Source organism: Bradyrhizobium sp. NDS-1 (assembly GCF_032918005.1).
GTDB classification, from domain to species: domain Bacteria; phylum Pseudomonadota; class Alphaproteobacteria; order Rhizobiales; family Xanthobacteraceae; genus Bradyrhizobium; species Bradyrhizobium tunisiense.
Window position 1 is genome coordinate 1,662,561 of record NZ_CP136628.1, and the last position, 26,346, is coordinate 1,688,906.

Genomic DNA, 26,346 nt, shown 5'->3' on the forward strand with positions numbered 1-26,346 from the left:
ACGACCGGCCTCGCAAGGCAATTGACCGCCTTTCGGGCGCATAGCTCAGTTGGTAGAGCAGCTGACTCTTAATCAGCGGGTCCCAGGTTCGAGCCCTGGTGCGCCCACCACCCTTAAGCGATTGGCCCGCAAGGGCTTTTTTAAATTCCGCGACAGAACAAACTGGGTCTCGTGCGACGCTTTTGATGGTCGTACGTCGCACGCCGTGCGACGAGCCGGATCATTAGGGCCGAAGCTCATCCACCGCTGAAACGCGCAGCAAAATGAGACCTACTGGTCTGCGTTCAGCTCCTCATGCCTTCCTTCCGCACCTGCAATTCAAGCCTGTCGATACCGGAATCGGCACGAGCCGCATCGCGGGCGCGGTAGTGCTTCACGATAGTCTGCGCGCTTCGGTATGAATGCCCGGCGCCGTTGACGAACATCAGGGCCGGGCAAGGCTTAGACGCCATGCTGTCTCATGGCCATTGCTGTCGCGAGCGGTCTGCGCATCCAGCCATTCCGCTAATGCGCGCTTGCGCTGATCGACCGCTCGAGCGCGCTGCGCCTTATTCTCCTCATCGAGAGGAAAGGGGCGAACAGCTTGTCGACGTTGGCGGTCGACACCCAATGGCGATAGGTAGTCTCGTCGTAAGGCTCACCATTGTCCTCGTTGACCACGAGTTCGGTGGGACCTTATCCAGTTGAAGCCGAAGCTTGAGTTCCTTTATTCGTGCATGCGAGGCGTTTAGCCGTGCGCTGAGAAACGACCTCAGTCGCGAAAACATCCTGCGGCAGGCGCTGTCGATCAAAGACTTGGAATTGCCGATGCTACTGCCATGTGTGCTCGACTAACATTCAGGGCTTCAGGCTGTCCGGCTTCGTGCTCGGTGCCGAGTGGCGCCTGCGAACGCGCGCGACTTCGGCCGGGTCGGAAGCAGGCAGAGCTGACCGAGAAACGTTTTCCCGAAGCTCAATCGCTGTCTGACAGGTTACGACTCGCGCACTTGTGCCAATAAGATGGTCTCTTCAATCGTAACGCAATCCGTGCGGGTCGGAGGGGGACGCTCAGGATATTAGCCAATGTCAGTGTCGACCTGTATTTTGATCTGCTGGCAGCTCTTAGAAGTCGCCGTCAGATCGCGTACAACGTGGCGTTCGAGGACAACCAGAGCAGCAGGGAACCTCACCGCGCTCTTGCTTCCAGGACAACGCCGGATCGGCAGCTTCAGTCGTGGCTACGGCCGGCATTGGAAAGCAGCAGGCGGACGCGAAGACCCCTCGGTTCGTTGTCGAGCAGCAGCAGCGTTCCTCCATGCGCGGTCACGATTGCCTGCGTGATCGCGAGGCCGAGGCCAAATCCCGCCGTTTCGTCCATGGTGCGGGCTTCTTCTCCTCGCACGAAGGGTTCCAGCATCGCCGCCTTCTTCTCATTGGGTATTCCAGGGCCGTCGTCGACGACGTCGATGATAATCTGATCTCCGGCGATCAAGAGCTCGACGCGGACTTCGGTTCCGAAGCGCGTGGCGTTTTCGACCAGGTTTGTGACCGCGCGAATGATCTCGTCCGGCCGGACGATGAATGCGGCTCTGTCCGGACCGAGATAATGCACCGCGTGGCCGCTATCGGAAAACTGGTCGCAAACCATCTGGAGCAGCGCGGCAACGTCGACCAGTGTCGGTCTGGCAGCGCTTTCACTGCGCAACAAGGAGAGCACCGACTCCAGCATCGACTGCATCTGATCGAGATCGCGTACGGTCTGCATGCGCTGGGCCGCGTCCTCGATATATTCCGAGCGCAGCCGCAATCGCGTGATCGGGGTGCGCAGGTCATGGCTGATGGCGGCGAGCATGCGGTTTCGCTCGTTCATCAGCGCCGTGATGCGCTCGCGCATCCGGTTCAACGCCCTGGCTGCGGACTTGATCTCCTCCGGCCCGTTTTCCGGCAACGGCGGCGAGGACCGGTTCAGGCTGAAATTCTCCGCGGCGCGCGCGAAGGCCAACAGAGGCGAGGACAGGGCGCGGCCGGCCCATATGCCGAGCAGCGTGACGCTCGCCACCAGGAACAGCAGCGTGGAGGTCCAGAGGCCGCTGACGAAGGCCGGCATCTTGGACGATCCGATCGTTGCCTCGAGCACGTCGTCGCCCGCCAGGTAGAACCACACCCGGTCCTGCTGCGCGCCGGTGCCGGGAATGAACTCGGCCCGACCGCCAAGCGCTGACGGGATGGACATGGGCGTCCGCGCCGGCAGCGGCGTCGCGGACGTGGAAACACTTTCCCGCAGTTGCAGCTTGAGGGCTGGAAAGGTCCGGCTGATGCTATCGAGGACGACCGCGCGCTCGGCCTTGGGCGTATTGCCGATGATCTGGGCGATCAGCTCGAACTGCTCGACCGGCGCATCGGTCAAGAGCTTCGGACGGCTGAGCAGGAAATACCCGGCAATCAAGACGTGGATCAGGACCAGCGAGACCAGTACCAGGGCCGCGATCTGGCCGCTGATCCGCCTGAAGCTGAACAGCGCCAGGATGCCGGCGGTGCGGCTCATGCTTCCTCCACCACCGGGGTGAAGACGTAGCCGCCGGTGCGGACGGTCTTGATGATGGATGTCTCTTCCGTGCGGTCGAGCTTGCGGCGCAGCCGGCTGACCAGCACGTCGATGCTGCGGCCAAAGCTGCCGCCGGGACGGCCGCGCGTTATGCTCAGGAGATTGTCACGGGTCAGGATGCGGCCGGCCCGTTCGCAGAAAGCCTGCAGCAGATCGAACTCGGCGCTGGTCAGCGGCACCTGAGCGCCCTCGGGGTCGCGTAGCTCCCGCAGGCGAAGATCGATCGTCCACCCCTGGAATTTGAGCCGCGTCGCCGTGGAACTGGTCGTACGCTCGCTCGATTGCCGGCGCAGAACGGCGTTGATCCTGGCAACCAGCTCGCGCGGGTTGAACGGTTTCGGCAGATAATCGTCGGCACCCATCTCGAGGCCGAGGATCCGGTCGAGGTCCTCGCCCTTCGCCGTGAGGATGATGATCGGCGTCATGGATTCCATGCGCACGCGGCGACACAGGCTGAGGCCGTCTTCTCCCGGCAGCATCAGGTCGAGCACGATCAGATCGACCTTGTTCTGCGAGAGGTAGCGGTCCATCTCCTTGCCGTTGGTGACCGCGCCCGCCGAAAACGAATGCTCGCGCAGATAGCGCGAGATGAGGTCGCGGGTCTGCCGGTCGTCTTCGACGATCAGGATGTTCTGCGTGCCGTTGGTCATGACTGATATCGCATCGGGTGTCCCGATCGTTGGTCGATTTGCGGACGATTGTCTCGTCCGAAGAACTACGGTCATGTTGCAATCCTAGAATTAGTCACGGCTCAAAGCCACTACGGGGTCGAGGAAAGCGGCGCGGCGGGCGGGGAAGAAGCCGAAGGCAACCCCGATACCGGTCGAGGTCAGGAACGCCGCCGCGATCGAGAACATCGAATAGGTGACCTGAAACCCCGGGATCGCGAAATTGATCGCCGTGCCGAGCAGGAGCGCGATCAGAATGCCGGCGATGCCGCCGATCGACGAGATCAGCGTCGCCTCCACCAGGAACTGCTGGAGAATGTCGCTGCGCCTTGCGCCCACCGCCATGCGCACGCCGATCTCGCCGATCCGCTCCGAGACCGACACCAGCATGATGTTCATCACGCCGATGCCGCCGACGACCAGCGAGATCACCGCGATCGCGGCCACGAGGAAGGCCAGCGTCTGCGTCGTGCTGGTGATGGTGCGGCGGATGTCGTCGGTGTTGAGGATGACGAAGTCCCTGGTGTTGTGCCGCTGCGTCAGCAGCGTGGTGACCGCATCCTGTGCCAGCGCGGTCGAGATCTCGTCGCTGATCCGGAGCAGGATGCTGCGAAGCGAGCGGTCGCCCGTGAACTGCGCCTGCACGGTGGTGTAGGGAAGATAGACCGAGAGGTTCTGGTTCGAGCCGAACCCGCCCTGCTGCTGGGCAATGACGCCGACGATGCGACAGGGCACCTTGCCGAGCCAGATGACGCGACCGATCCCTGCGGTCTGGTCGTCGGCGAAGAAGGTCTTGCGGGTGTTGTCGTCGATGACGACCTGCCGCTCGATGTTGCGAACCGCATCGGCGTCGAACAGGCGTCCTTTCGCGAGCTTGGCGCCCTTGACCAGGAAGTAGCTCTCGCCGACGCCGTTGACCAGCACGTTCGATTCGTTGCCGCGGTAGCGGATCGTCGTGCTGGTTGAGACCGTCGGCGTGACCCCGGCAATGAAACTCTGCTGACCGAGCGCGCGGGCATCGCCGAGGACGAGCGTCTTGATCTTGCCGGCGCGCGCGTCGCCGAAATCCTTTCCCGGAAACACCTCGATCGTGTTGGTACCGAGGCTCGAAATGTCGGACAGCACCTTGCGCTGGGAGGCGTTGCCGAGCGCGACCACGGACGACACCGCGGCGATGCCGATGATGATTCCGAGCATGGTCAGGAACGCGCGCAGCCGGTGTGCGGCCATCGCCACCAGCGCCATCCGCGAGGCTTCCCGCAGGCGCCGCAATGCACCCGGCCAGCCGTGACCGCTCTCCCACGAACTCCGGGAGGCCGGTGGCGACAGTTCGGAAATATCTGCGGTTTCGGTTCGGCGGTCGGCTGCGATCCTGCCGTCCCGCAGTTCGATGATGCGCTCCGCCCTTGCCGCGACGTCGGCATCATGGGTGACGATGATGATCGTCCGCCCCTCGCGGTGCAGCTCCTTCAGAATCTTGAGAACCTCCTCGCCGCTGCGGCGGTCGAGCGCGCCGGTCGGCTCGTCTGCCAGGATGACCTCCGCGCCGTTGATCAGCGCGCGTGCGATCGAGACGCGCTGCTGCTGGCCGCCCGACAGCTGGTTCGGGCGATGGCCGCGGCGGTCGTTCACGCCCAACCTCGCCAGCAGCTTTTCGGCGCGCGCGCGGCGCTCCCTGGCCTTCATCCCGGCATAGATGGCGGGGATCTCGACGTTTTCGGCGGCCGAGAGGTCGCCGAGCAGATGATAGCGCTGGAAGATGAAGCCGAAATGCTCGCGGCGCAGCGCTGCCAGCGCGTCCGCGTCGAGCTCCGAGACGGTCTTGCCGGCGACGCGATAGGTGCCGGAAGTCGGGCGGTCGAGGCAGCCGAGGATGTTGAGCAGCGTCGATTTGCCGGAGCCCGACGAGCCGATGATCGCCACCATCTCGCCGGGCTGGATGTCCAGCGAGAGATCGTCGAGCGCGACCACGCTGCTGTCGCCGGCCCTGAACTCCCGCCGGACGTTCTCGAGCGCAATGATGGGGTCGGCCATCTCAGGGACCTCCGGACGGGCCGCCGGGCATGCCGCGCGATGCGGTCTGCTCGCTGGCTTCTCCGGTGACGACCCGGTCGCCTTCATCGAGGCCGGACCTGATCTCGACCGTCGTGCGGTCATTGAGTCCGGTCTTGACCTCGCGCTCGTGCACGTCACCCGACGCATCGAGAGTGCGGACGGTGCTGCGGCCGTCGGATTTGCGCATCAGCGCGAGCGCGGGGATGACCTTCACGCGCTTGGCCTCACCGGTGATGATGTGCACCTCGGCGGTCATGTAGGTCCGCAGCGAAAGATCCTTGTTGGGGACGTTGAAGACGCCGATGTAGTAGATGGCGGTGCTGGTGGAGCTCGACGAACTCGTGCTCGAGCTCGACGTGGTGGTCGAAGAGAAGCTGGCGTCGCTTTTGATCGATTCGGGGGCCGGCTCGATCTGCTCCAGCCTGGCCTCGTAGCGGTGATCCTGGTCGCCCAGGATGGTGAAGTAGAGGGGTTGTCCCGGCTTGACCTTGACGATGTCGGCCTCGGAGATCTCCGCCCGCACCGTCATGGTCTCGAGTTGGCCGAGCACGACGATGGTCGGCGCGGACTGCACCGCGTTGACTGTCTGCCCCTCCTGCACCACGGTGGCGAGCACCGTGCCGTCGATCGGCGCGGTGATCCTGGTGTAGTCGAGGTTGACCCTGGCCGTCTCGACGCTGGCTTCGGCTCCCACGATCAGAGCTTCGAGCGCGGCAATCTGGGCACGGGTCTGCCTCACCGTCGAATCCGCGCTGTCGAAATCGCTGCGCGAGGTGGCACGCTGCGCCAGCGTCGCCTGCTGGCGCGCGAGGTTGGCTTCCGCCAGCACCAACGCGGCTTCCTTCTCGAGCTTCTGAGCCCGGTAGTTCTTGAGCGAAGCTTCCGAATTGCGCAGATCGTTCTGCTTGGTGACAGGGTCGATCTGGGCGATGACGTCGCCGGCCTTGACCGTGTCGCCGACGCGGACATTGAGGGCGGTAATCCGGCCCGACACCTGCGCGCCGACGGCGGTCAGGCGCGCCGGCTTGAGCGTGCCGCTCGCGAGCACCTCCTCGCGCAGATCGCTGACGGTGACCAGCGCAGTGATGTAGGACTGCGTCTTGCTCGACGTCGCCGGAAAGCGCATGGCGGCCACCACCCCGGTTGCCACGACGGCAACCACCGCGGCGGCAATCTTCACGCGCCTGGCGGTGATGATATCGGTCACTTTGCCGTCTCCCGGAAGTGTGGTCCTGTGTTGGTGTCCACGATGATCGGCGTCGATGTGTCGACCGGATCGGACCAACCGCCACCGAGGGCCTTCGCCAGGGAAATGTAGTCCTTGGCCGCGGATACCTTGCTCTGGATCAGCGAATCCTCGGCCGAATAGAGCGAGCGTTCGGCGTCCAGCACGTCGATGAAGCTCGCGCTACCGGTCTCGAACAGCGATCGCGACAGCCGGGCGGCCTCGCGATAGTTCTTCGCCGCCTCGGCCAACTTGACCCCGCGAACACGCTCCTGCGAAATCGACACCAGCGCGTTCTCGACGTCTTCAAGCGCGGTGAGCAGCGTCGAATGGAACGTCGCGAACGCCTGGTCGCGTTGCGCCTCCGCGATCTTGACCGTCGCCAGGCGCTTGCCCGCGTCAAAGACCGGCACTGTGACCGAGGGGCCCACCGACCAGCTCACGCTGGAATATTTTGCGAGATCGCCGGCACGCAGGGCAGAAGTGCCGACGGAGCCGGTGAGCGACACCGCAGGATAGCGGTCCGCTTCGGCCGCGCCGATCTTGGCGGTTGCCTCCGCCAGCTTGCGCTCGGCGCTGGCGACGTCGGGGCGACTCTTGAGGAGATCGGCGGGCAACCGCGTGGGCAACGGCATGCGCGGAGCAGGCACGGGCGCGGACCGTGCCATCAGCAAAGCGACGCCGTCGGGCGGCCTTCCGAGCAAGATGCCGAGCCGATGAATATCGGCCGCAAGCGCCGCCTGATAGGTCGGAACGTTCGCTTCCGTGCTCGCCGCTTGTGCCGTCGCCCTGGCGAGATCGACGGCGTTGCCGCTGCCGGCCTCGTATTTGCTGCGGGTGAGCTTTTCGGTGTCGCGCTGCGAGATCGATGTTCGCCGCGCCAGCGCGATCCGCGCCTGGTAGCCGCGCGCCTCCACGTAATAGGCGGCAACGTCGCCGATCAGCGTGACGAGGCTGTCGCGCAGATCCTCCTCGGCGGATTCCTGCCCCCGGACCGCCGCCTCGACGGTCCGCTGCGTGCCGCCGAACAGGTCGAGCTCCCAGCTCGAATCGAAGCTCGCTTGGTGCAGCGTGTAGGGCGCTGTGTCGACGATGGCCGAGGCGGAGCCCGCGCTGCTCTTGTTGTCGGTCACCGAGGCCGAGCCGCTGACGGAGGGAAACAGGCCTGCGCCGGTCTGCTGAACCGTTGCGCGCGCCTCGCGCACGACCGCCTTGGCTTTGGCAACATTGGGGTTGGCTTCGACGGCCTGTTCGATCAACTGGTTGAGCAGGGGATCGCGCAGGCGCATCCACCAGCGACCCAGCGTGCCGGATTGACGCCGGGAAGTTGGTTGTGCGCTCCAGTGCGACGGCATGACCAGCCCGGGCGGCCCGGCATAATCCGGCCCGACGGCGCAGCCAGCCAGTGCGGCAGCCAACATCAGCGCGACGCAAGCCGATCCGGTGCGCGACAGGGCGGCGCGCAACGGGGACGGCGTCGAGTGATGGTTCTCCTCTGCGGATAGCGCGGGAACGGCGACGAACAAGTGTGACGGCATCAAATCGGCTGAGATCCATGAGCCTTGCCGCGGGACGTGCGGTGGCCCATTGGCCTTCGGAAGGGTAGGATGTACAGGCCCCCAGTAGCCGCGCGATCGTGGCCTTTCGGCAGCCGGAATGTTGCTGGATGTAAACAGATGTTGCGGGGCATCTCGCGCCGCCGCACGGTGCCTGTCAGGCAAGACATCGATCCTGTTTCGCCGCTGCGTCAATCGCTCTCTGCAAAAACATTCCTATTTACCGAAATGCGGTGGACGCGGCAGCGTCAGCATGAGGTGCGGGCAGGGCGGGTAGTCCCTGTGAGCCCGTGGCCGCGTGCGGACGAACGGCGCTGCCAGGCCTCGTCTCGTTTGTAAGTTTCCGGCTCCGTCGACAGGGCCGGGAAAACTGCGGCGAAATGGCGGGCCGTGCGTACGGCAAAACCGTGTGGTCCTGGCCGTCGTTGCTACGGTCAAGCTGTTTGCGGAGGTGCGAGCGAGCCCAACCGGGCGGACTAAATCATTCAAATTCGCGGGGCGAGGGAGGCCAGAAGGAAAGTTCGGCTCCCGGGAGGGCGCGGCATAAGCCGTTCGACCATCGCGCAGGGAAGGCCGTGTGTTGGGCTTCACCTGTATGCTGCTGTGCGGTCACCACGAGATCGGAACTCTCTGCGTAAATCCACCCAGGTCCGAGTCCGGGTTCAGGGGTTGACGGTCGAGCGGCCGGTTGCCGTTCTCGCGTGCGAACGATGTGCCGGGTGGCAAGGCGTAGTCGGTGAATTTGCGCTCTCCCGGAAGCACTTCGGTCCCGCCATCGAGCCACGAGCGTTTGCTCACGTAGACGCGCGTATGCGGGCCGGACTGGTACGACCGGTTGGGGCCGTGCGGACCATACTCGTACACGACCTCGTGCGACGCTTGTCGTTGCTCGCGCTTGCGGGTGCTTGCGGCCTGGACGGAGAGGGTCGAGGAAAGGAGGACGACCAGCATCGTCCTGGTTACGACAAGCGCGTTCATCTGCAAATGCCCCATGCGAATTCTCGATGCGTCGCCTCTCGCACCGGCGTGAGAGGCTGTAAAGAACTCTGCCGTTGCGCGATGTTGCTGCACGTGCGGATGGTGGCGCTCCCTGCGCGGGCATCGGCATGCCGGTCGTTCGCCGATGAAGCCTCGTGCGCTCGTCATGATGGACGCACTCGAGCGACTGATCCGCAAATCAATCTCAACGACTGGAAACAATCCAGAAATCTCAAAGCCACATCTCGGCCACAGCGGTCTCGTCTCAGAGCAGGAGGTGCTCTTGAGGTGTGGAATGTCGGTGTTGCGGGCCTTGCTGATTGCAGTGATGACGAGTGGCGTATGCGTTGCGAGCTCAATTTCGCTCGTGCTATTAGCGCAGCCGGCGGCCGCGCAGGGGGTGGAGACTATCGTGGTGGAGGGCAATCGCCGCGTCGAGGCCGCGACGATCCGCTCCTATTTCAGGTCCGGACCGGGCGGCCGCCTCGATCAAGCCGCCGTCGATGACGGACTCAAGGCGTTGATCGGGACGGGCCTGTTCCAGGACGTGAAGATCGGTCAGTCCGGCGGCCGTCTCGTGGTCGCGGTGGTGGAAAATGCCGTGATCGGGCGTGTCGCCTTCGAGGGCAACAAGAAGATCAAGGACGAGCAGCTCTCGGCCGAGATCCAGTCCAAGCCGCGCGGGACCTTCTCGCGGGCGCTGGTGCAATCCGACACGCTGCGCATCGCCGAGATCTACCGACGTTCGGGTCGGTACGACGTGCGCGTCACGCCCGAAATCATCGAGCAGCCGAACAACCGCGTCGATCTCGTCTTCACGGTCGAGGAGGGCGCCAAGACCCCGGTCAAGTCCGTCGAGTTCATCGGCAACAGCGCCTTCTCGGCCTCGCGATTGCGCGACGTCATCAAGACCCGTGAGAGCAACCTGCTCAGCTTTCTGGGCAACAACGACGTCTATGATCCCGACCGCGTCGAGGCCGATCGCGACCTGATCCGCCGCTTCTATCTCAAGAACGGCTTTGCCGACGTCCAGGTCGTCGGCGCACTCACCGAATACGATCCGGAGAAGAAGGGCTTCCTCGTCAGCTTCAGGATCGAGGAGGGGCAGCAATATCGGGTCGAATCGGTGAGCTTCCGTTCCAGCATCGTCAATTTCGACGCGGGCGCGCTGCGCACCTACTCGCGCGTCAATGTCGGCTCGCTCTACAACGTCGAATCGATCGAGAAATCGACCGAGGAGATGCAGATCGAAGCCTCGCGCCGCGGTTATGCCTTTGCCGTAGTTCGTCCCGCCGGCGACCGCAATTTCGAGGCGCACACCGTCTCTGTCGTGTTCAATGTCGATGAGGGGCCGCGGACCTATATCGAGCGCATCAACCTGCGCGGCAACACCCGCACGCGCGATTACGTGATCCGCCGCGAGTTCGACCTCTCGGAAGGCGACGCCTACAATCGTGCCCTGGTCGACCGTGCCGAGCGGCGCCTCAAGAATCTGGACTACTTCAAGAACGTCAAGATCGTCACCGAGCCGGGCTCCTCCAGCGATCGCGTGATCCTGATCGTCGATCTCGAGGAAAAGTCGACCGGCGACTTCTCGGTTTCGGGCGGCTATTCGACCACCGACGGCGCGCTGGCCGAAGTCTCGATCTCAGAGCGCAACCTGCTCGGTCGCGGCTTTTACGGCAAGGCCTCGGTCACCTACGGTCAATATTCCCGCGGAATATCGCTGTCCTTCGTCGAGCCGTATCTGCTCGACTACAGGCTGGCTCTGGGCTTGGACACCTATTGGCGTGAGCAGAAGTCCAACAGCTACACGAGCTACGGGGTGACAACCCTGGGATTCTCGCCGCGCATCGGTCTTGCCTTGCGCGAGGACCTGTCACTCCAGCTGCGCTATTCGCTCTATCGGCAGACCATCTCACTCGCCAGCGCCTACAACAATTGCAACAACAACGCGGCGAATTCCTCGCTGGCCTTCAACCCGACGCCGGCCTACATCCAGAATGTGCTGGGCGGTGTGGACCCGACCAATTCCACGGATTCCGGCGTTTATGGATACGGCTGTTATGGCGACGGGGAGTCGAGCCTGCCGGTTCGCAAAGAGCTGGCGAACGGCGCGACCTGGACGTCGGCGCTCGGCTATACGCTGACCTACAACACGCTCGACAACACCAAGAACCCGACGGACGGCTTGCTGATCGACTTCAAGCAGGACTTCGCCGGCGTCGGCGGAGACGTAGCTTACCTGAAGACCGCGTTCGACACCAAATATTACACGCCTCTAGTGTCCGAGATCGTCAGCGTTATCCATCTGCAGGGCGGCCTGTTGAACAAGATCGGCGACAAGGATCTGCGCATGCTGGATCATTTCCAGATGGGGCCGAACCTCGTGCGAGGCTTCGCTTCCAACGGCATCGGTCCGCGCGACATCAGCTATTGGAGCTTGGGCGCGAGCGGCGATGCGATTGGCGGCACGAAATACTGGGGCGCGTCGATGGAGGTGCAGATGCCGTTCTGGTTCCTGCCCAAGGAAGTCGGCCTGAAGGGCGCGCTCTACGCCGATGCCGGATCGCTCTGGGGCTACCAGGGCCCGACCTCGTGGTCGGCCACGGGCGAAGTCAATACCAAGGCCTGCCCGACCTGCGGACTGCAATATGACGACAGCAGCGTGGTGCGATCGTCGGTCGGCGTCGGCCTGATCTGGGCCTCGCCGTTCGGGCCGCTGCGCTTCGACTACGCCGTGCCGCTGACGAAGGGCAAGTACGATACGGTTCAGGAGTTCAGGTTTGGGGGTGGCACTTCGTTCTAGCTGGACGCCCGCCGCTGCATGTCGAGAGAGGACTAGGAGAGAGCCGCGAGCATTGGCAGGCCAAGGAGATCCCGCGAAAGCGAATCACTCATATGGGCGTGGCGGAGCTCGAAGGCAGTCCAGGCCATGATCGTCCTTGTCGATGGTCATCGTGGAAGGTCATCGCCCCGTCGAACGCCAAGTTCGCATGAGCAGGCGGCGCAGCATCGATGCGGATGTTGGTGTCGGAGAAATTGGACACGCGGAGCTGCGCGACTGCGGCCTTGCCGTGCGGGGGCTGGACGATCGCGTTCGCGGTGCCGGAGCATCGCCTGGCGCTCCGCGCAGCCTCGCACCGCGCTGGCGGCCCTTAGTTCATCATCGCAAGCGCCGGACGCCGGCCTTCGCTGGGCTCGATGATGCCGGGGAGATCGGTGGCCTCGCCGGCGATCAGACCCGACATCTGCCAGAACAGGTACGCAAGGCGAGATAACACCATCCGCTCGCGCTCGGCAGCAACGGTCCCGTCAGGAATCGTCACGGTCTCCAGGCCGACTATTTTCTTGAAATCCGGCCAGATCATCATTGATTGTGCGATCACGGAATAGCAGCGTGGATCGTCGTCGCTCTCGTCGGGCGCCGGTGGCAAGCCCGGATATTGCGCCGGCGCGGCGTAGAACTTGTAGGCGCCATAGCCGAGCTGGAGCAGGAGCTTTTCCGGAACTGCGACATCGGCCGCAAAGGATATCAGCCGTGCTTCGTTCAACACGTCAGGCTCGATCGCGCTGAGGTCCGGTGCGCGGAGCGCCGAACAGAAGGAGAGATCGCGATTGTGCTCGCGGAGCAGATTGGCCAGCGGCTGCTGTTGTTGCACGGTGTCGGTGAGCAGGATGATGGTCTTGAGCATCGTGAGGTGTCCGTCAGAGGAGGAGGTGGCGAGCGGTCATGAGCGCTTCGTCGGAAGCGTGGCAGCGAAGAAGTCGTTGGCGATGCGCTGTCCCGGCGCGATCTCCAGGACGCGGCAGCGCGCTTGGGCGGCGGCCTCGCGCGCGGCACCGACGTCTTCCTGCCAGGCGCAGAGCGACAGCTCGAGCCGGCTGTACCCGCCGCAATCGGCGGCATAGGCGCCGGTCACGGCCTCCACAGTCGCGGCCACCGCGCCGGCATCGCTGGCCGAGACGTTGCGCAGGATTACGGCGATGCCGTTGCCGGTCCCGGCTTTCGAGGTCATCACCATGAAGGCGTCGCGGGCGCCGGTGCGGCCGGCGCGACGGGCGACACGCACTATGCTCGCAAAGCCGGGATCGGGACCGAGCTCCAGCGTCGTCGTCTGCTGGTCATGCAGGATCGTGGCGCGCGAGGCGCCGAGGTCGCCTTTCAGTGCGTGATAGGATCGCGGCAGCCATACGGTGTCGAGCGGCACCTGCGACGACGTCAGGCTCCAGGCCTGATCGAGCAGATAGCCCTCCCAGATCGCAGGATAGGACGCGGCGAGTTGCTGCCACGTGCGCAGCATCATCTCCGCAGCTTTGGTGCGGCCGAGATAGAGCGTGCGCGCCGACATCTCCCAGCGACTCCACTTGTGCAAGGCCAGGTCGCAGCCGAGGAAGGACGGCAGCAGCGGCGCCTCGCGCAGCACCGCGCCGGCTTCGACGAACAGCAGCGGCTCGCGATATTTGTTCCACATCCGCATCATGAACTCGGCCTTTTCGAAGCAGAGGATGCGGTCGCCGAGCTGGGCTTCGACCGGCTCGATGTGACAGGCGAGGTCAAGCCGTTCGAGCGAATGCTGGAGCGCGAAGACCGCGGTTGCGTCGCCGCCGCGCGGATAGCAGGAGACGATCCGCGGACGCAGGGTCGATGAATCGACGGCGGAGAGGAATTTCGACCAGCCGATACCGCCCCACCACATCTCGTGCGGTCCGTCCGCGCCGCAGGGGCCGACAGTGCCGAACTCGGTCAGCTTGGACTTGAGGAAGTCGAAGCCGGGGTTCTCGCCTCTGGGAATGACGACGGCGCAGCCGGGATTGAGCGAGCGGTAGATCAACTCGGCGGCCGCGCCGCTTGGCGGCTCCCGCAGAATGACGACGCCGTTGCGCCGCCCCTCGCTGACGCCATCCAGCGTCGGTGCACCGTACCGGCTGACCAGCCAGGCCAGACGGTCGTGCTGCGCCTCGCCGAGCCGGATGCCGCCGGATTGCAGTAGCCGATCAAGATTCGCGTGCGTCCCGTCCGTCAATTCCGTGCCCCTCGTGCCAACCCCTTGGACTTCAACGGTCCTGACGGCGCGATCAGGCGCACTATTTGGGGCCGGATCGGAGCGGCGTAATCGCCACGGAGTAGATCGCAATGTCCTGCGCCATCGCGGCGACCGGGATCAGGAGGCATCCGTCCTCGGTCTTGGTGCTATAATGGCTGCCGGTCCGCTGCAGACCGGCGAAGATCAGGCTGTCCTCCGCAAGGCCGGTGACGTCCTGGCTCTCGGCTGCGTCGCGAGAGTCGTCGCCCTGCTGCACTGTCACGCCGTGAAGAAGGCCATCGGGCGCGAATGTGGCCAGCGGCAGTGCGATCATGGTCACCACCATGCTCCGCGACAGGGCAATGCGCAGGCGCAACTCGCCGAGGCCGTTGTGGTGAAGCGTCACCGTCTCCAGTGTCGCTTCGCCATTCCCGCGAAACAGTCCGACCTGGACCTGGCCGCAGGGCCTGTCCTCGAAGACGTCGGCCGGCAGGCGGTTGGCGCCAAACAGCGTGTAGAGATAGGAGTGGGACGCCGATAGCCGCGCAAAGCAGCCTGCGAGCCACATCGGCGGTGCCGATGCCGTGCAGGCGGCTGAGAGGCCGCGGGCGGTGATCTGCCGACGGATGAAGTCGCCGTCGATCATTGGTGCCAGCGCACGGGTGCCGAGATTGACGTCGTGCTTCAGTTCGCCCAGCAGCGCCAGTTCGTCATCGTCGGGCAGCAGCAAGAGGCGCCCCAAGGTTGCCGCGCACCAGCGTGCGGCGACGTCGGGTGTCGCATAGGGGCTCAGACCAAAATCGAGGGCGGCGTCTTCGGCGGTTACTGCAAAGGCGAGAGCGCCGGCCTGGATCTCGGCGGCCAGCGCGATCTGGCTTTCGGGGCGCGGATTGATCTCGCGCAGAACCTGGTTGCCGTCATAGTCGCGCACCGAGCCGTCGGCGGAGCAGCAGATCTGCTCCAACAGCGCCACGTTGCGGATCAGCATGCGCTTGGCGTGAGGGGTGACCACGAGGTCGGAGATGAATCCTTCGGCGCTGTCCTCCTCGGCGAGGTCGTCGAAGGCGTCGTCGAGCGACATCAGATAGGCGCCGTGGAGGCGGATGCCGATGCCTTCGAGGTCGAAGATGCGACGCAGGGCCTTCTGCACGCTGCCGGAATAGCCGAGATCGGCGAGGACGAGATCGGTGCAGTCATCGAACCCAGGTACGGCTTGACGCAGATAGGCGAGCAGCCGCGCGCGCAAGTCTGCGGCAAGCTCGACGATTTCGGCTGGATTCATCAGTTCCGGAAGCGCCTCGGCGAGTTCCTCGCCGGAAGCGATCCCGTCCGGGAAGCCGGCAAAGAACGCGGCGACGCTCGCCGGCATGACCTTGAGCATCTCGCCGAATGTCCGCGCGTCGATCTTGAAGACCTTGCTGAGGAGATCGATGAGCGGCTGCATCGTGTCCGCCGAGGCGATCAGGCTGACGCGGCGGTTGATCTCGATATAGGCCGAGGTCATGCCGTGCAGCCGCTGCCAGATCTGGTGCGACAGAAAGCCGTCCCGGCCGAGGAAGCCGAGGGCGAACTTTCGGCCGGGACCTGTGACCTCTTCGCAGCGCCGCGCAACAAAGACATCGAATGCCTTCATCACCGGGCCGAGCACTGTCACTCCCAGATGGAACGCCGGCGACCTCTCGGCGCTGCGCGCGGCGACCATGCGCCGCAGCGTACGTGCGCCGTGATCGAGTCGAGACGGCGCACCCGTGCACAACAGCTCGAACAGCGCGGTCTCGCGCTGAAACTTCGCAGCAAGCTGGGCGGTGGCCTGCGGATAGTAGCGCGGGCGAATGCCGTGGCGCGTCGCGCCCCTGATGTCGGCCCTTTCATTGTCGCCGACGTGGAAGGAGGCGCTGGGGTCGATGTTCTGCTCGAACAGATACGTCGCGAACAGCGACCCGCTCTTGCTGCTGCCGTGGTCGCAGGATGCGTAAAGAAAGTCCCAGCTCAGCCCGGGATGAGAAGCCCGCAGCAATCGCGCCATCCGGTCGGAATCCCAATAGGTGTCGGAGATGAAGCCGACACGGTAGCCCGCGCGCTTCATGTCCCGATATTGCCGAAGCATGTCCGGATTTGCGTGGCAAAGCTCGATCTCCGCCGCAAACTCTGACTCGACCAGATCTATCAGATCGCCGCGCGCCCGACCGAAGAGCTTGAACGGGAAACAGGAATAGATCTCTTCGATGTGCACTTCGCCCACGCCGCGTTTCTCCTTCGCGATCCGGCGTGCACGCGCTTCGGCCTGGATGCGATGCTGAACGAAACTCGCGGAAGCATTGGGACATGATCGTGAAATGCTCGAAAGCTCGTAAGTCCTTTCAAACACACCATCTGGAGTCGTGCAGGCGCGAAGTAGAAACGTATCGAAAACATCGAACGACCAAGCAGAAACAATTTGCGCGCGGCGCGCTGCGCCAGTCGTTGCGATCGTCATGCCAGCAATCTCCGCCAATCAGAGCGATTAACGTGCGTGTGCGTGAGGTCAGGCGCCACACGCGCGAAAAAAGTTCACGCGCGATTCGAAATCGTGCTCGTCGCGACTGACAAGTTCAAAAAAATCGCTAGGTTCGAAAATGGTGATTCGGAAAAAATTGCCGGGTGCAGAAGTCGTCTCGCGTTCATTCACACTCGGAAACAATTGTCTCTTCATGCATCAAGTGCGTGTCGCGTCTGATCACCTAGGGCCGCGTAATGTCAGCGTTCTTCTCTCGACGACATCTGCTCAGGATGAGCGATCCGCCATGGCCCGAGACGATGTGATGATTGCGCGTACGACGCCCAAGATGATCGCGCGACCGGCAATAGCTGCCCGGTACTCGGCAAAAAAGACCCAGGTAACATTTTGAAAAACAACGGAAATTTATCGCCTGGATTGCTTTCGCCCCGCGTTCAACGCGTGGAAGCCGTGTGGCATTGGCGCCGCCGGCATTGCGGGTTGGAGGTTGCGGGATGAGTTACGCTGCTGAGGTCTGGGCTCCTGCCGAGGCCGAGATTGCGACGACGGTGCCGGCTGAAGCGCCGGTGCCGATGATGCCGTCCGCGCCGCTCGCGCCGGATGGCGCGCCCGATGCCGATGTCGTCTACGACGAGGACAGCGAACTCCTGGACAAGCTCGCCACCGGCGACGAAGTCGCATTCCGCATGCTGGTCGAGCGTCACATCGATCGCGCTTATGCCATTGCGCTGCGTATCGTCGGCAACGCCGCGGACGCCGAGGACGTGGTGCAGGATTCCATGCTCAAGATCTGGAGCCATCGCGGACGCTGGCAGCACGGCCGCGCCAAATTCTCGACCTGGCTCTACCGTGTCATCTCCAATCGCTGCATCGATCTGCGTCGCAAGCCGCGCACCGAGAACGTCGAGGCCGTGCCGGAAGTCGCCGACAATCAGCCCGGCGCCGTCGAGCTCATCGAGCGTAGCGAGCTGAACGACATGCTGGAGCTCGCGATGCAGCGCTTGCCCGAGCAACAGCGCGTCGCGGTAATCCTGTCCTACCACGAAAACATGAGCAACGGCGAAATTGCCCAGGTTATGGATACAACCGTCGCCGCCGTCGAGTCGCTGCTCAAGCGCGGCCGCCAGCAGCTTCGCCAGCTCCTGCGCAAGCACGAGCGGGACATCCGCACCGCGTTTACCGACTGCTAACCATAAAAATCGCCTCGCCAAGTTTTTCGCGCCTGATCTCATTGCGCTCCGCCGTTTGAGCGAACGGACGGGGCTGCGGTCCGCGTCGTCGTCAGTCGATTTCAACGATGTGGCACGCCATGCCCATCAGCACAGGAGCTCTCAATGCCCGTAATCAGCACCAATACCGCCGCCAATGCGGCGGTCCGCTATCTCAACATCAACGCCGCGCAGGAGAGCAGCTCGCTCTCGAAGCTGTCGAGCGGATCGCGCATCACCTCGGCATCTGACGACGCTGCGGGCCTTGCGATCTCCACGCGCATCTCTTCGGACGTCACCACGCTTCAGCAGGCTGCGACCAACGCCTCGCAGGCGACCGCGATTCTCCAGACCGCCGACGGCGGCGCATCGAACATCTCGGACATTCTCGCCCGCATGAAGTCGCTGGCGTCCGAATCCGCGTCGGGCACCGTGACCGACTCCAGTCGCGCCTATATCCAATCGGAATTCTCGCAGCTCAACGCCCAAATCGACTCGATCGCGACCGGTACCCGCTATTCCGGCCAGAGCTTGCTCGATGGATCCAGCGTGTTCTCGTCCGGTGTGTCCGTGCTGGTCGGCTCGGACGGCTCTGACACGATCGACATCCAGTTGACCAGCCTGACAGCGTCCTCTCTCGCTGTCTCCACGCTCGACGTCAGCACTCAGTCCGGCGCGACATCGGCGCTCGATGCCATCGATACTGCGATCGACACCGTTTCTGCCGCGCGCGCCTCGATCGGCGCTCAGGAATCGCGGTTCAACTTCTCGTCGGATTCGATCTCGACCCAGACGCAGAACCTCCAGGCGGCAAACTCCGCGATCGAGGACGTGGATATTGCGTCCGAGCAATCCAAGCTGTCTTCGGCCGAAGTGAAGACACAGGCTGCCGTGTCGGCGCTCGCCGCGGCGAATCAGATGCCCCAGTACTTGCTCCAGCTGCTGAACTGATGACGATCCGAGCGGGCCGGCATGAGGCCGGCCCGCTCACTGCCAGGGAATAGGCAACCAAAGTGGCCAGCGTCAGCTCAACCAGCAGCGCAAGCTCGGGTGTCACCGTCACCACGAGCGGGTCGACCAATTCGAGCAGTATCGACTGGTCAGCGCTGATACAGTCCGCCGTGGACGCGAAGACCGCGCAGGCGGATACGATCTCGACCACGATCACGAACAACGAGGCCAAGATCTCGGCCTATCAGACGCTTCAGAGCGATCTGGAGACGCTGTATTCCGGCTTGTCTTCACTATCCACGGCGGTGGTCAATTCGCTCTCCACCAGCGCATTCGCGACGCGCGCGGCGAGCATCAGCTCGACCGGAGACGTGAGTGCCTCCTCGGCGCTTTCCATGACGATCAAGAACGGGGCGGCGATCGGCGACCATACATTGTCGATCAGTCAGCTCGCGGCCGCACAGAAGGTGGTCGGCACCTCGCAATCGAGCCAGACCGACGAGCTCGGCTATTCCGGCACGTTTTCCATCGGTTTGGACGGCGGGGCTACGTCCGACATCACCGTCACCAGCACGATGTCGCTCCAGGACATTGTCGATGCCATCAATGCGCAGACCTCGACCACCAACGTCCAGGCCTCCATCGTGCAGGTATCCAGCACGTCATTCCAGATGGTGCTGACCGGCACCGCGGATGCGGTGGACATCACCTATTCCAGCACATCCGGCGACGACATCATGAACGAGCTCGGCGTGACCGACGGCTCGGGCAGCTTTACCAACGTGATCCAGGAGGCGCAGTCGGCCGAATTCACGTTGGACGGCATTTCGATGACGCGCGACACCAACGACATCACCGACGTTCTCAGCGGGGTCACTTTCAGCCTGCTCCAGGCGACCCCGGACGGAACCTCGCTGAACATCAGTATCGAGACCGACACCAGCCAGATCCAAGCGGCGCTCGAGACCTTCGTCACCAACTACAATGCCTTTCGCGACGAGGTCATCGCCCAGCAGACGACCACGACCGACGGCACCGCAGATTCGAGCGCGGTCCTGTTCGGCGACGGAACCATGCGCAACATCATGGATGCGCTCCAGAACGCCTTGAACAGCACCGTGGGCGGCATGACGATGGCCGATCTCGGCCTATCCTTCAACGAGAAGAACGAGCTCGAGCTCGACACCAGCACGTTGTCGGAGATCCTGAGCACTAACCTGAGCGGCGTGACCAAGCTGCTGTCGGCGCAAACCACGACATCGTCGAGCCAGCTCAGCGTCGTCAACACCGGGACGTCGCCGCAATCCTTCACCCTGGAGCTGACCGTCGATTCCGACGGCAACCTGTCCTCGGCCTCTGTCGGCGGCGACTCCTCGCTGTTTACGGTCAGCGGCACCACGATCATCGGCGCGTCCGGTTCGATCTATGCCGGCATGGCCTTCACCTATAGCGGCTCGACTTCGCAGTCGATCACGGTCACCTCGAGCACCGGGATTGCATCGCAGATCTACCAGCTTGCGAAGGACTATTCGTCATCGACTGGCGCGCTGCAAACGCAGATCACCAGTCTGACGACGCGCGACGAGGAGCTCCAGCAAAAGGTCGATGACATCAACAGCGCCGCGGCGACGCTGCAATCGCAGCTGCAGACGCAGTACGCGAAGTACCAAGCCGCGATCGAGAGTGCGAGCAGCACGCTCGATTATCTCAAGGCCCTGCTCAACTCGAGTGATTGACGATGCATAATCCGATGGCGTACATGGCCAACCAGGCCTATCGGGGGACGGCAACGACCGTGCCGCCGCTCAAGGCGGTCTCCATGCTGCTCGGCGGCACGATCATCTCTCTCCAGAGATCGCTCGCCGCCCAGGAGGCAAGGCGTTTCGAGGAAGGGCACGAGCACCTGATGAAGGCGACCTCGATCCTGCGTGGGCTCAGCCACAACCTCGATTTCGCCAGAGGCGGCGACGTGGCGGAGCGGCTGTTCCAGACCTACCACGCGATGATCCTGGCGAGCCACCGGGCCTTTGGCCGTCCGCACGCCCGGCAAAATTTCGGCCGCATCATCGTCGGGCTGACCGAACTGCGGGAGGCCTGGGAGTTCGTCGACACGACCGTGCGGAGCAGCAAGCCTGGACCGGTCGATTCGGCCCGCAAGGGCTGAAGCCGCCTGCTCCCCCGCGACGCGGGGAGGGCGGGCACCGGAACGGTCGCCGTTTCCACCGCTTCCGTAGTGCTGCGGGCACATTTCGCGCGCGAAGCCGCTGAAATCCGGTTTTCGGAGCGCTTGCAATGCTCTATGACAGCCTGACCGAGGCGGGATCGGCGGGCGATGGACGTCATCGAGTTTGAGGAACTGATCGATCGGCTGGGCGAGGATCTCTCCCTCTGGCCCGACGATCGGCGTTTGCCCGCCGAAGAGCTGCTGTCACGATCGTCGGCCGCGCAAGCCCTGCTGGAAGAGGCGCGCGCCCTGCGCCTCGCGCTCGCGGCACCGCCGGTGCGCGCGCCGGCAGGCCTCGCCGACCGCATTGTCGCTGCGGCCGCGAGAATGAAAGATGACGCCGCCGAGCCGCGCACCGAAGGCGAGACGGCGGGGAGCTGAGCGCTCTGCTCTGAATCGTCGCTTCCTTCACCTCGCCCCGCTTGCGGCAGGGTAATCGCATTTGGGAGTTTTTTTCCGCGGCCATCCTTCCAGACGCCCCCTTTGGGCGGGCTCCTCAGGATGAGGGCGGAGTGCGCGGCAGCAGTTTCAACGAGCACTAATGCTGATTAGCCTCATCCTGAGGAGGCGCGTAAGCGTCGTCTCGAAGGACGAGGCGTGCGCGCAGGCCGCCGCCACAAGTCATATGCGATAGCCCTGCCTCTCCCCGCGAGTGGAGCGAGGCAGTGCACTGCCACCGCCGCGCCAAATCAACTCGAACTCAGCGCTCGTTTAAGACGCGCACACGGCAGATTTTGCCGTGTCGAATGCCGTTCTCGCGCGCGTGAATCGGCGCCTGAATCCGCGCGGTCAGCCGTTTCATCAGCACACAGATTTCAAGCGCCGCGAGCCGACACTGGTCGCCGGGAGCAAGAGAAGGCCGGAGTTTCCGATGACCGTTTCCACCGTGAGTTCTGCAACGACTGCGACCACCACGACATCGTCATCGTCGAGCACGTCGTCCAACTCGACGCTGACATCCAGCGATTTTCTGAGCATTCTGGTCAGCGAGCTGCAGAACCAGAATCCGCTGGATGCGACCTCGACCACCGACCTCGTCAATCAGCTCACGTCCTACGCCAACTTCACCTCGCAGCAGTCGATCAACTCCAACTTGTCGTCGCTGGCGAGTTCGTTCTCGAGCCTCGTGACGCTGAACTCGGTGAACTACATCGGCCACACTGTCGAGGCGAAGTCCGATACGGCGACCTTGAGCAACGGTTCGGCGACCTATGGCTACTCGCTGTCGTCGACCGCTTCGGACGTCTCGATCAGCATCTCGGATTCCTCCGGCAACGTCGTCTACACCGGCGCCGGGACGGGAAACTCGGGTTCGAACACCTTCACCTGGGACGGCAAGGATTCCAGCGGCAATCAGCTCTCCGATGGCGGCCAGTACAGCATATCGGTGACGGCGACGGACACCGCCGGCAACTCGGTGCTCAACTACACCACCGTCACCGGCACGGTGACCGGCATCGACACTTCGACGTCCACGCCCTCGCTCACGGTGAACGGCGTCGCGGTCAGCGCCGCCAACATCCTCGGCGTCACATCCTGATCTCACATCCTGATTTCCTCGGAGCTTCATCATGAGTCTCACCGGCGCATTGTCATCGGCGATCTCGGCGCTCAGTGCCCAGAGCCAGTCCCTGTCGATGATCAGCGACAACATCGCCAATTCCGACACGACTGCCTACAAGACCACGTCGGGAATGTTCGACGCGCTCGTGACCGCCTCCAGCAATACGACCTCCTACGCTTCTGGCGGCGTCACCGTCTCGGGCCGCGCCAACATCACCCAGCAGGGCCTGCTCGCCGCGACCTCCAACGCCACGGACGTCGCGATCCAGGGCTCGGGTTTTTTCGTGGTGACCGACGCCAAGTCAGGCGGCACGGTCGCCTACACCCGTAACGGCGCCTTCACCACCGACAATGCCGGCTATCTCCAGAACAACGGCTACTACCTCGAGGGCTGGCGCACCGACGCGGACGGCGACGTCGTCGGCAGCGAGTCGGCGAGCAATCTGGAGGCCATCAACACCCAGGTCGCCTCGACCAGCGGCAGCGCCACCACAAAGACCACCATCGCGGCGAACCTGCCGTCGGATGCCGCGACCGGCGCCACCTACACCAGCTCGATGACGGTCTACGATTCGCTCGGCGCCTCGAATTCGATGCAGGTCACCTGGACCAAGACGGGCACCAACACCTGGAGCGCGAGCTTCGCCAATCCGACCTCGACCTCGGACACCACGACCGCAACAGGCACGGCCTCGGGCACGATCGACATCACCTTCAACAGCGACGGTTCGCTCGCCAGTACCAGCCCGAATCCGGCCACCGTCTCGATCACCGGCTGGACCGACGGTGCGGCGAACAGCACCATCACCATGAATCTCGGAACCGCCGGCAAGACCGACGGCCTCACGCAATATGCGTCGGGCGAAACCACGCCATCAGTCAACGTCACCAGCATCGATTCGGATGGCCTGTCCTACGGCAAGCTGTCGAGCATCTCGATCGGTGACGATGGCCTCGTCAACGCGACCTATTCCAACGGCCAGAGCATCGCGATCTACAAGATCGCGGTGGCGACCTTCGCCGATCCGAGCGGACTCGCCGCCTCCAGCAACGGCATCTATTCAGCGACCGTGACGTCGGGCAATGCCGCGCTGCAGGGCTCTGGGGAGAACGGCGCGGGCACGATCTACGGCAGCGAGCTGGAATCATCGACCACCGACACCTCCAGCCAGTTCTCGGACATGATCTCGGCGCAGCAGGCCTATTCCGCTGCGTCCCAGATCATCTCCACCGTCAACGAGATGTACGACACCCTGATCTCGGCGATGAGGTGAACGATGCGCGGTGAGCAAGCGAACGCCGTTGGGGAGGCGCTGCTGCGCCGGCTCAAGCGGCTGATGGCACGGGTCGCAACCGTCAAGGGCAGCGACCGCAAGCAGTTGCTCGTGCTGCTCGACGACGTGGAAACGACGCGGCGTGGCCTCGTGCGGGAAGCCGCGGAGATCGACGGTGAGATGCGGCAAACGACTGCCAGGACGGCCGCGATCGGCGCTTACCTGCGCAACTCGCAAGGCGGCCGCGGCAAACGGAATAACTAGAAGAAGGCGATGACCATGACTGTAGCCCAAGCCACAAGGACGAGCGCCGTGAACGGCGATGCCCGAATCAAGTCGCTGATCACGCTGATCGACACCCTGACTGCATTGATCGCGGAGGAGAACGCGGAGCTTGCAAAGGGCCTGCCGGCCTCGCGCCTGAAGCAGGTCGACGAGAAGAACAAGCTGGCGGAGATCTTCGAGCGAACCGTTGCCGAGTGCGCGGCAGGAACGACCAGCCTGACGGTGCGGGACCGGATCCTGCGCGAGCAGCTGCTGGAGCGGATCCTGAGGCTGCGGGCGGAGATGGACGAGAATCTGGTGCGTCTGCGCGCTGCGATCGAGGCCAGCAACCGCCGGATCGAGGCCGTCATGCAGGCGATCCGCGAGCAGATCGTCGCCGTTTCGCCCTACGGTGCATCCGGCCGCGTCGCTGCTGCCCGTGCGGTGTCCAGCGGCACCAGCCGCAGCGCCTGACGGAACGGGGGAAGCCGCCGTGTCGCTCGATATCGCTCGATCGGTTGCATTCACCGGGCTGTCTGCGACGTCCGTGCAGATCAGCGTGACGTCGTCGAACATCTCGAACGCCGACACGACGGGCTATACCAGGAAGTCCGCGACCCAGTCGAGCAGCGTCACCAACGGCGTCGGCACCGGCGTCACGGTGACCGGCATCACCTCGACCGTCGACAAGCTGCTGTTGAAGTCGCTGGTCAGCGCGGATTCCGAGCTCGGCGCGGCCGACACCACCAACACCTACCTGACGTCGCTCCAGCAGCTCTACGGCTCGATCAGCAGCAGCGATGATTCCTCGTCCGGGACCTCGCTCGCCAACAGCATCGCCTCGCTGGAATCGGCGCTGTCGTCGCTGGCGAGCACGCCCAGCAGCGCCTCGCTGCAATCCAACGCCGTCAGCGCGCTCGACGACGTCGCGAGCCAGTTGCGGGAGACCTCCAGCGGGATCCAGAAGCTGCGGTCGGACGCCGATCTGGACATCGCGTCCTCGATCGACGACGTCAACGCGGACCTGCAGCAGATCGCGGATCTGAATACCCAGATCAAGCAGACGGCCGCCTCCGGCCAGTCCACCGCCGACCTCGAGGACCAGCGCAACACCGCGCTTCAGGACCTCGCCTCGAAGATGAACATCAATTACTTCACCGCTTCGAACGGCGACATACAGATCTACACCAAATCAGGCCAGGCACTGGTCGACAGTTCCGCGCATACGATCAGCTATACGGCTGCGTCCAATGTGACGGCGTCAACGACCTACACCGCCGGCTCCTCGTCGAGCGGCTTCAGCGCGATCACCGTGAACGGGGTGGACATCACCTCCCAGATCACCGGTGGGGATATCGGCGCACTCATCACGCTCCGTGACGACACTCTGCCGGACGCGCAGTCCCAGCTCGACCAGCTGGCGCAGCAGCTGGCGTCCGTGATGAACAACGTCTCGAACAGCGCCTCTTCGGTGCCGGCGCCGACCAGCCTGACGGGGACGACGGCCGTCACCAGCAGTTCTGCCCTGTCCGCCTCTGGCTCGGTGCGCATCGCGGCCACCGACCAGAGCGGCAACCTGGTCTCCTACGCCGATCTCGACCTGTCGTCCTACGCGACGGTCGGCGATCTCGTCACCGCCATCAACGGCATCTCCGGCTTGTCCGCCTCGATCGATTCGGATGGCCATCTCTCGATCACGGCGACCGGCTCCGGCAACGGCGTCGCCATCAACGAGATGACGAGCTCGGTCGGAAGCTCCAGCGAGGGATTCTCCGAATATTTCGGCCTCAACGATCTGGTGACGGGAACGAGCGCTTCGGACATCGCGGTCGACAGCAAGATTCTGTCCGGCACGAACGAGCTCCAGCTTGCGACGCTGGACTCGTCGTCGAGCCTGACTGTCGGAAGTTCGGTGCTGTCGTCCGGTTCCGCCACCGTGATCAATGCCTTCTACGATGCGTTGACGGCCTCGCAGACGTTTGCATCGACGGGCGGGCTCGCCGCCAGCACCGGGTCGCTCGCCGACTACGCCTCGGCCATCGTCTCCCACGTCTCGAGCAAGGCTTCGCAGGCCTCCACGGATTATACCGCCAAGGAGACCGCGCAGTCGACCTATGCGAATTCGCTGTCGTCGCAGTCTGGCGTCAATCTGGACGAGGAAACGGCCAATTTGAGCACGCTCCAGAACAAATATTCGGCGGCGTCGGCGCTGATCCAGGCCATCAACTCCATGTATTCGGCGCTGCTCACCGCCGTGCAGTCGACGTAAGGG

Annotated in this window: 21 protein-coding genes and 1 tRNA gene; 12 read left to right on the forward strand and 10 right to left on the reverse strand. The window is 63.8% G+C overall.

What is annotated here, in order from left to right; all coding sequences use genetic code 11:
• Positions 1–34: 34 nt before the first annotated feature.
• Positions 35–110, forward strand: a tRNA-Lys gene (locus RX330_RS07870).
• A gap of 174 nt (positions 111–284) precedes the next feature.
• On the opposite strand, the gene RX330_RS07875 is transcribed toward RX330_RS07870, so the two are convergent.
• The 7 genes from RX330_RS07875 to RX330_RS07905 form a co-directional block, all read right to left on the reverse strand.
• Entirely contained in the window at positions 285–452 is a 168-nt protein-coding gene (locus RX330_RS07875) for a hypothetical protein (protein ID WP_317242617.1), read from the reverse strand.
• A 755-nt stretch (positions 453–1,207) separates the two neighbouring features.
• Complete coding sequence (locus tag RX330_RS07880) at positions 1,208–2,524, reverse strand: ATP-binding protein (RefSeq protein ID WP_212091703.1); 1,317 nt, start codon at positions 2,522–2,524, stop codon at positions 1,208–1,210.
• A complete protein-coding gene (locus RX330_RS07885; RefSeq protein WP_317242618.1) occupies positions 2,521–3,234 on the reverse strand; it encodes a response regulator in 714 nt (237 codons plus the stop codon). The genes RX330_RS07880 and RX330_RS07885 overlap by 4 nt, the downstream gene beginning before the upstream one ends.
• A gap of 90 nt (positions 3,235–3,324) precedes the next feature.
• A complete protein-coding gene (locus RX330_RS07890) occupies positions 3,325–5,286 on the reverse strand; it encodes a MacB family efflux pump subunit (RefSeq protein WP_317242619.1) in 1,962 nt (653 codons plus the stop codon).
• Between the two features lies 1 nt (position 5,287).
• A complete protein-coding gene (locus RX330_RS07895; protein ID WP_317242620.1) occupies positions 5,288–6,514 on the reverse strand; it encodes an efflux RND transporter periplasmic adaptor subunit in 1,227 nt (408 codons plus the stop codon).
• Entirely contained in the window at positions 6,511–8,070 is a 1,560-nt protein-coding gene (locus tag RX330_RS07900) for an efflux transporter outer membrane subunit (protein WP_317242621.1), read from the reverse strand. Before RX330_RS07900 ends, RX330_RS07895 begins: the two co-directional genes overlap by 4 nt.
• A gap of 627 nt (positions 8,071–8,697) precedes the next feature.
• Positions 8,698–9,081 carry a hypothetical protein gene (locus RX330_RS07905; RefSeq protein WP_317242622.1) on the reverse strand — a complete coding sequence of 128 codons (384 nt, stop codon included), beginning with the start codon at positions 9,079–9,081 and terminating at the stop codon, positions 8,698–8,700.
• Between the two features lie 313 nt (positions 9,082–9,394).
• On the opposite strand from RX330_RS07905, the gene bamA reads away from it, so the two are divergent.
• On the forward strand, positions 9,395–11,875 hold the full coding sequence (gene bamA, locus RX330_RS07910) for an outer membrane protein assembly factor BamA (protein WP_375848922.1): 2,481 nt from the start codon (positions 9,395–9,397) through the stop codon (positions 11,873–11,875).
• A 349-nt stretch (positions 11,876–12,224) separates the two neighbouring features.
• Here the strand turns inward: bamA and RX330_RS07915 are convergent, their stop codons facing one another.
• The 3 genes from RX330_RS07915 to RX330_RS07925 form a co-directional block, all read right to left on the reverse strand.
• Complete coding sequence (locus tag RX330_RS07915; protein WP_317242624.1) at positions 12,225–12,761, reverse strand: hypothetical protein; 537 nt, start codon at positions 12,759–12,761, stop codon at positions 12,225–12,227.
• A 36-nt stretch (positions 12,762–12,797) separates the two neighbouring features.
• Positions 12,798–14,093: a hypothetical protein gene (locus RX330_RS07920; protein ID WP_317242625.1), complete on the reverse strand. Its 1,296-nt coding sequence runs from the start codon at positions 14,091–14,093 to the stop codon at positions 12,798–12,800.
• 61 nt (positions 14,094–14,154) lie between these two features.
• On the reverse strand, positions 14,155–16,335 hold the full coding sequence (locus tag RX330_RS07925; RefSeq protein ID WP_317242626.1) for a hypothetical protein: 2,181 nt from the start codon (positions 16,333–16,335) through the stop codon (positions 14,155–14,157).
• A gap of 749 nt (positions 16,336–17,084) precedes the next feature.
• Here RX330_RS07925 and RX330_RS07930 point away from each other — a divergent pair.
• From RX330_RS07930 to flgK, 10 genes are all read left to right on the forward strand, one after another.
• The gene (locus RX330_RS07930; protein ID WP_317242627.1) at positions 17,085–17,780 is read left to right on the forward strand and encodes an RNA polymerase sigma factor; all 696 of its coding nucleotides are present in this window, start codon (positions 17,085–17,087) and stop codon (positions 17,778–17,780) included.
• Positions 17,781–17,924: 144 nt separating this feature from the next.
• Positions 17,925–18,749, forward strand: a complete 825-nt coding sequence (locus RX330_RS07935; protein WP_212091736.1) for a flagellin — start codon at positions 17,925–17,927, stop codon at positions 18,747–18,749.
• 62 nt (positions 18,750–18,811) lie between these two features.
• Positions 18,812–20,485: a flagellar filament capping protein FliD gene (gene fliD, locus RX330_RS07940; RefSeq protein ID WP_317242628.1), complete on the forward strand. Its 1,674-nt coding sequence runs from the start codon at positions 18,812–18,814 to the stop codon at positions 20,483–20,485.
• 14 nt (positions 20,486–20,499) lie between these two features.
• The gene (locus RX330_RS07945) at positions 20,500–20,913 is read left to right on the forward strand and encodes a flagellar export chaperone FliS (protein WP_317242629.1); all 414 of its coding nucleotides are present in this window, start codon (positions 20,500–20,502) and stop codon (positions 20,911–20,913) included.
• 168 nt (positions 20,914–21,081) lie between these two features.
• Positions 21,082–21,354, forward strand: coding sequence for a hypothetical protein (locus tag RX330_RS07950; RefSeq protein ID WP_212469918.1), 273 nt, complete (start codon positions 21,082–21,084; stop codon positions 21,352–21,354).
• A gap of 490 nt (positions 21,355–21,844) precedes the next feature.
• Complete coding sequence (locus tag RX330_RS07955; protein WP_317242630.1) at positions 21,845–22,513, forward strand: flagellar hook assembly protein FlgD; 669 nt, start codon at positions 21,845–21,847, stop codon at positions 22,511–22,513.
• A gap of 31 nt (positions 22,514–22,544) precedes the next feature.
• Entirely contained in the window at positions 22,545–23,810 is a 1,266-nt protein-coding gene (gene flgE / locus RX330_RS07960) for a flagellar hook protein FlgE (RefSeq protein WP_317242631.1), read from the forward strand.
• 3 nt (positions 23,811–23,813) lie between these two features.
• The gene (locus RX330_RS07965; protein ID WP_317242632.1) at positions 23,814–24,074 is read left to right on the forward strand and encodes a hypothetical protein; all 261 of its coding nucleotides are present in this window, start codon (positions 23,814–23,816) and stop codon (positions 24,072–24,074) included.
• Between the two features lie 9 nt (positions 24,075–24,083).
• On the forward strand, positions 24,084–24,548 hold the full coding sequence (locus RX330_RS07970; RefSeq protein WP_135168687.1) for a flagellar protein FlgN: 465 nt from the start codon (positions 24,084–24,086) through the stop codon (positions 24,546–24,548).
• 19 nt (positions 24,549–24,567) lie between these two features.
• A complete protein-coding gene (flgK, locus tag RX330_RS07975) occupies positions 24,568–26,343 on the forward strand; it encodes a flagellar hook-associated protein FlgK (protein WP_317242633.1) in 1,776 nt (591 codons plus the stop codon).
• Positions 26,344–26,346 lie beyond the last annotated feature (3 nt).